This is a genomic window from Bradyrhizobium sp. MI1.7, assembly GCF_055811795.1.
In genome coordinates, this window is record NZ_JBVVPO010000120.1 from 6,783 (window position 1) to 13,058 (window position 6,276).

The following is a 6,276-nucleotide window of genomic DNA, read 5'->3' on the forward strand; positions in this document are numbered from 1 at the left end:
CCCGCTCGCGCTGCGCTCAACGTGCGCCGACCCTCCCCCTCCAGAGGAGGGTAAGATCTAAGCCCGCGGCTTGGACGTCGCGACAAGGCCGTTCTGCCGGCGGCGGTAGTACCAGATGCCAAGGCCGCCGATGATCGCCACGGCCACCACCATCAAGATCCAGATGTGCTTGAACGGATGCCCATGGTGCGGCACGCCGAAATATTGGTGAAAGGCCGATACCGCCAGCACGCCCGGCAGCACATGCGCGGGAGCCCAGACCAGGATCGCCGGGATATTCACGGCATAAAACTTCGCGGGGGGCATCCCCAGTGCGCCGGCGGTGACGGGCACGAAGGCGCGGATTGGCGGCACGAAACGGGCGAAGAACACGGCCCAGGTGCCGAAGCGGTGAAAGAAGCTTTCGCTCTCGGCGACCACCCGCGGATAGTTGGTCAGCGGCCAGGTGTTGAGGATCTCGCGCTGCCGCCGGTGCCCGATCCAGTAGGCCGAGCCGTCGCCGAGCACGGCGCCGATTGCCGCCGCCAGCAGCACCCATTGCAGCTTCAATTCCCCGCCTGGAACCAGCGCGCTCAGTGCCAGAATGATGGTCGAGCCGGGGATCACCGACCCCACCACCGGAACGGCTTCGAGCAGCGCCGCCAGGAACAGGGTCAGATAGGCCAGCCACACATGGGCTGAAACGAAGGATATGAGGGGATCGAGAAAGGACGTCACGTCGTCTTTCGTGGGGGGCTGGAGCACCGGGGTTCGGACCCTACATAAGTAGGTGCACGCGGTAAAAGTGCCATTCGCGTGGGCAGGCCACACCTCCCGCCCGAAATTCGAGCGTGATTCGCAAGGCAGCCCTCCAAAAATCGCGTTCCTTGCCTATCTAAATGAAAAGACAATGGAACTTTGATTGGGGCGCGGGCTTCTGCCGGCACGTTGTCTCTGATAAGTTCGCGACCGCACCCAGCCGCAGCCAACGTGCAAATAACTGGTCTCGGGATCGCCCGGGGCCTCGGAGGATTGATGACGACCGCCGCTCTGTCCAAAGTTGAGGAAATTTCCGGTCTGCCCGACATGAAGGTGTCGGTGCGCCAGGTGTTCGGGATCGACAGCGATCTCGAAGTCCCGGCCTATTCCGAAGTCGATCCTCATGTGCCCGAAGTCGATTCCGACTACCGCTTCGATCGTGCCACCACGCTCGCCATTCTCGCCGGCTTTGCCCGCAATCGCCGCGTGATGGTGACCGGCTATCACGGCACCGGTAAATCCACCCATATCGAGCAGGTCGCCGCGCGCCTGAACTGGCCCTGCGTGCGCGTCAACCTCGACAGCCACATCAGCCGTATCGACCTCGTCGGCAAGGACTCCATCGTGGTCCGCGACGGCAAGCAGGTCACCGAATTCCGCGACGGCATTTTGCCCTGGGCGCTCCAGCACAACATCGCGCTGGTGTTCGACGAATACGACGCCGGCCGCCCCGACGTGATGTTCGTGATCCAGCGCGTGCTGGAAGTCTCCGGACGCCTGACGCTGCTCGACCAGAACAAGGTGATCAAGCCGCATCCGGCCTTCCGCATGTTCTCGACCGCCAACACGGTCGGCCTCGGCGACACCTCGGGCCTCTATCACGGCACCCAGCAGATCAACCAGGGCCAGATGGACCGCTGGTCGATCGTCACCACGCTGAACTATCTCGCCCATGACGAGGAAGTGGAGATCGTGCTGGCCAAGGCCAAGCACTATCGCACCCAGGAAGGCCGCGACATCGTCAACAAGATGGTCCGCCTTGCCGATCTCACCCGTAACGCCTTCGCCAATGGCGATCTGTCGACGGTGATGAGCCCGCGCACGGTGATCACCTGGGCCGAGAACGCTGATATCTTCGGCGATATCGGCTTCGCGTTCCGGGTCACCTTCCTCAACAAGTGCGACGAGCTCGAGCGTCCCCTGGTCGCCGAGTTCTATCAGCGCTGCTTCAACGCGGAGCTGCCGGAATCGGCGGTCAACGTGGCGCTCAGCTAGACCATGCCAAACATCACCGTCGAGCGCACCATTGGGACCACCAAAAAGGCTGTGCTCGCCGGGCTCGGCGCCTATAACGACGAGCAGTTCGGGAAGCAGAAGGTCAGGAGCATCGCGGTCTCGCTGAAAGACCGCGGCAAGATCGTCGGCGGCATCGTCGGACACCTCTGGGCCACGGTTCTGTTCATCCAGTACTTCTGGATCGACCAGAAGCAGCGCGGCAAGGGTCTTGGCACGAAGCTGATCGCGGCGATCGAGGACGAGGCAAGACGGCAGGGCGCGATTCAGGCCCATGTCGACACGATGAGTTTCCAGGCGCCGGGCTTCTATCGTTCCTGCGGGTACGAGGAGTTCGGCACCCTCAAGGGCTATCCCGGCGGCGTGACGCGCCACTCGTTTACGAAGTCGCTATGAGCACATCATCATCCAACTCCAAATTCCGTAACACCAAGGAAGCCCCGACCGAGCCGTTCAAGCGCTCGGTGGCCTCCTGCTTGAAGGCGATCGCGAAGTCGCCCGAACTCGAGGTCAGTTTTGCGGCCGAGCGCCCCGGTTTGGCGCCGGGCAAAGCGCGGCTGCCGGAGCCGGCGCGAAAAATGACAAAACGTGACGCTGCGATCGTGCGCGGCCACGCCGACTCCATCGCGCTCAAGATCGCCTGTCACGATGCAAAGCTGCATCGCAAGCTGATGCCCGGCAATCCGCAGGCGCGCGGCGTGTTCGAGGCGGTCGAGCAGGCCCGCGTCGAGGCGATCGGCGCGCGCCGCATGGCGGGCGTTGCGAAAAACCTCAGCGCGATGCTCGACGATCATTTCCATCGCGGCAAGTTCGACGAAATCACCGACCGTGCCGATGCGCCGCTGGCGGATGCGCTGGCGATGCTGGTGCGCGAGCGCCTGACCGGCATGGCGCCGCCCACGGCGGCGAAGAAGATGGTCGATCTCTGGCGGCCCATTCTCGAGGACAAGATCGGCAAGCGGCTCGATCGGCTCGATGGCCTGGTCGAGGACCAGACCAGGTTCGGCGACGCCGTGCATGACCTGTTGACCGCGCTCGAGCTCGGCGACGAGCGCAGCGCCGACAGCGAAGACAACGACGACGACGAGGAAAACCGCGACGGCGACAACGACCAGTCCGGCGCCGAAGGCTCGCCCGATTCCGATGCCGCGCAGGAGATGAGCGCCGACCAGGCGCAGGCCTCCAGCGAGGAGATGAGCGAGAGCGCGATGGAAAGCGCGCAGGCCTCGACCTCCGACACGTTCGACGACGGCGAGCTCGGCGACGACGAGACGCCGGGCGAGGCGACGCGTCCGAACGCGCACGGCAAGAACGAGCCGCGCGGGCCGGAATATCATGCCTTCGCGCCGAAATTCGACGAGGTCATCGCGGCCGAAGACCTCTGCGACCATGACGAGCTGGAGCGCCTGCGCGCCTATCTCGACAAGCAGCTCGCGCATCTGCAGGGCATCGTCGCGCGCCTCGCCAACCGCCTTCAGAGACGCTTGATGGCGCAGCAGAACCGCGCTTGGGACTTCGACCTCGAAGAGGGCATTCTGGATCCCGCGCGGCTGTCGCGCGTGGTGACCGATCCCTATCACCCGCTGTCCTTCATGCACGAGAAGGAGGCGACGTTCCGCGACACCGTGGTGACGCTGCTGCTCGACAATTCCGGCTCGATGCGCGGACGCCCGATCACGGTCGCCGCGACCTGCGCCGACATCCTGGCGCGCACGCTGGAGCGTTGCGGCGTCAAGGTCGAGATCCTCGGCTTCACCACGCGCGCCTGGAAGGGCGGGCAATCGCGCGAGGCGTGGCTTGCCGCCGGCAAGCCGGCCAATCCCGGCCGCCTCAACGATCTCCGCCACATCATCTACAAGTCCGCCGACGCCCCCTGGCGCCGCGCGCGGAAGAATCTCGGCCTGATGATGCGCGAGGGTCTGCTGAAGGAGAACATCGACGGCGAGGCGCTGGATTGGGCGCACAAGCGCCTGCTCGGCCGGCCCGAGCAGCGCAAGATCCTGATGATGATCTCCGACGGTGCGCCGGTCGACGATTCCACGCTGTCGGTCAATCCCGGCAACTATCTCGAGCGGCACCTGCGCCACATCATCGAGGAGATCGAGACCCGCTCGCCGGTCGAGCTGATCGCGATCGGCATCGGCCATGACGTGACGCGCTACTATCGCCGCGCGGTGACGATCGTGGATGCCGAAGAGCTCGGCGGTGCCATCACCGAGAAGCTCGCCGAGCTGTTCAGCGAGACCAACACCGCGCCCACGCATCAGGCCGGTCGCCCGCGACGCAAATTGCATTCGTGAGCGCGCAATCGTCCCGCCGCAGCTTTCTTGGCCACGCGGCGGCGGGATTTTCCACTCTCGCACTCTCCCGACTGGCGCAGGCGCAGCCGACGACCGAGCCGCCGCCGCGCACCGCGCAGATCGAGCACGCCGTCACCGAGCCGGTCAGCGTCGAGGTGAACGCGCGGCCGATTCCCAATTTCGAGCCGCGCGACCGCTCGCGCGTGCGCTTCGGTCAGCTGCAATATCGCAGCGGCCTGGTGCTGACCTCGCCCTATCGCGGCTTCGGCGGCCTGTCCGCCATCCGGCTCGATGCGAAGGGCGAGCGCTTCCTCGCGATCTCCGACCAGGGCGGCTGGTTCACCGGCAGCATCCGCTATTCCGGCGGCAAGATGATCGGGCTCGACGACGTCGAGGCGTCCCCGATGCTCAATTCCGAGGGCCGGCCGATCACGGAGAAGCGGTTCTGGTACGACACCGAGTCGCTCGCGCGCGACGGCAATGTCGTTTATGTCGGGCTCGAACGCGTCAACCAGGTCCTGCGCTTCGATTTCGCCAAAGGCGGCACGCGCGCCCGCGGCGAGGTGTTGCCGACGCCGCCCGCCGTGCGGAAGCTGCCCTCCAACAAGGGGCTCGAAGCGATGGTCGTCGTGCCGAAAGGCCAGCCGCTCGCGGGCACCCTGATCGCCTTCTCCGAACGCGGACTGGACGCCGACGGCAATCTGGTCGCGTTCCTGATCGGCGGTCCGACGCCCGGCCAGTTCAGCGTCCGCCGCACGGAAAAATTCGACATCAGCGATGCCGTGCTGCTGCCGTCCGGCGAGCTTCTCATCCTCGAACGCAAATTCTCCTGGTTCACCGGCATCAACATCCGCATCCGGTCGATCCCCCTGAAATCCATCGCGCCCAACGCGCTGGTCGACGGCCCTGCGCTGTTCGCCGCCGATCTCGGCCACGAGGTCGACAACATGGAAGGCATCGACGCCCACGTCACGCCCGAGGGCGAGACCGTTCTGACGCTGGTGTCGGACGACAATTTCTCGATGCTCCAGCGCACGCTGCTGCTGCAGTTCACGCTGGTGGAGTGAACGTCCGCCCGCCCTTCTCCGACAAACCGTCATGCCCCACTTCCGCGCCATCCTCGCCCTCGTCCTCACGCTCGCTGCATCCTCACCGGCCTTCGCCACGGCCGAGCATCGGTATGGAAAGAACGAATACGCCATCATCCAGGGCGGCCGTGCGCCGAATGGGAAGCTGTCCGTCGCAGCCCATGGCGGCGGCGAGTCCGGGAGCGAAGGCTTTCGTATCTACCTGATGGCTGAGCCCGGCCATCGTCGGCTGATGACGCTCGACAATGTCCACGACGACAACATTCTGGACTCGGCGCCGGATGCCTTCCACGCCGCCTGGTCGCAGGACTCGCGCACCGTCGCGGTCTCGTTCCGCAGCGAGCGCCATATCGTCACGCTGAATCTCTACGCCATCGACGGCGGCCGCGCGCGGCTGGTCGCCGGGCCGGATCTGTTCCGCGACGTGACCGGCCGCAGCGTCGACATCAAGACCGACGGCGACATGCGCACATCCGTGCCCGCGCTGACATGGCAGGCGCCGCGCCGCTTTCGCCTCACCGAATACCGCGTGTTCGTGCTCGACGACACCGCGCTCGCCGACAAGCTCGGGCCGCTCGGCAAGGTCAGCAAGCGCGACGGCGGCGGCAATACGATCCAGTTCTCGGCCGAAGCCGACGGCGAGTTGTTGCCCGACGGCCGCATCCGCATGGGCAAGCCCGTGCCGGGCAGGTTCGAGGAGCTGGAGTAGGGGCCTCAAATTCGATCGTCGTGCCCGGGGGGGGGGGGGGGGGGGGGGGGGGGGGGGGGGCGGGGGGGGCGGGGGGCGGGGGGGCGGGGGGGCGGGGGGCGGGGGGGGCGGGGGGGGGGGGGGCGGCGGGGGGGGCGGGGGGGGGGAG

At 66.1% G+C, this 6,276-nt stretch carries 6 protein-coding genes; 5 read left to right on the forward strand and 1 reads right to left on the reverse strand.

Features of this window, described 5'->3' with window-relative positions:
* Positions 1 to 57: 57 nt before the first annotated feature.
* Positions 58 to 717 (reverse strand): DedA family protein, encoded by a 660-nt coding sequence (locus tag AC0L3X_RS44805; protein WP_071908469.1) that lies wholly within the window; start codon positions 715 to 717, stop codon positions 58 to 60.
* 297 nt (positions 718 to 1,014) lie between these two features.
* Between AC0L3X_RS44805 and cobS the strand changes: the two genes are divergently transcribed.
* The 5 genes from cobS to AC0L3X_RS44830 are packed head-to-tail and all read left to right on the forward strand — an operon-like array spanning position 1,015 to position 6,128.
* Positions 1,015 to 2,013, forward strand: coding sequence for a cobaltochelatase subunit CobS (gene cobS / locus AC0L3X_RS44810; protein ID WP_063980631.1), 999 nt, complete (start codon positions 1,015 to 1,017; stop codon positions 2,011 to 2,013).
* 3 nt (positions 2,014 to 2,016) lie between these two features.
* Positions 2,017 to 2,427 (forward strand): GNAT family N-acetyltransferase, encoded by a 411-nt coding sequence (locus AC0L3X_RS44815; RefSeq protein ID WP_028149462.1) that lies wholly within the window; start codon positions 2,017 to 2,019, stop codon positions 2,425 to 2,427.
* Entirely contained in the window at positions 2,424 to 4,331 is a 1,908-nt protein-coding gene (gene cobT / locus AC0L3X_RS44820) for a cobaltochelatase subunit CobT (protein WP_014490393.1), read from the forward strand. Before AC0L3X_RS44815 ends, cobT begins: the two co-directional genes overlap by 4 nt.
* Complete coding sequence (locus AC0L3X_RS44825; RefSeq protein ID WP_354131646.1) at positions 4,328 to 5,398, forward strand: esterase-like activity of phytase family protein; 1,071 nt, start codon at positions 4,328 to 4,330, stop codon at positions 5,396 to 5,398. The genes cobT and AC0L3X_RS44825 overlap by 4 nt, the downstream gene beginning before the upstream one ends.
* Before the next feature lie 31 nt (positions 5,399 to 5,429).
* Entirely contained in the window at positions 5,430 to 6,128 is a 699-nt protein-coding gene (locus AC0L3X_RS44830; RefSeq protein ID WP_354131645.1) for a hypothetical protein, read from the forward strand.
* Positions 6,129 to 6,276: the final 148 nt, after the last annotated feature.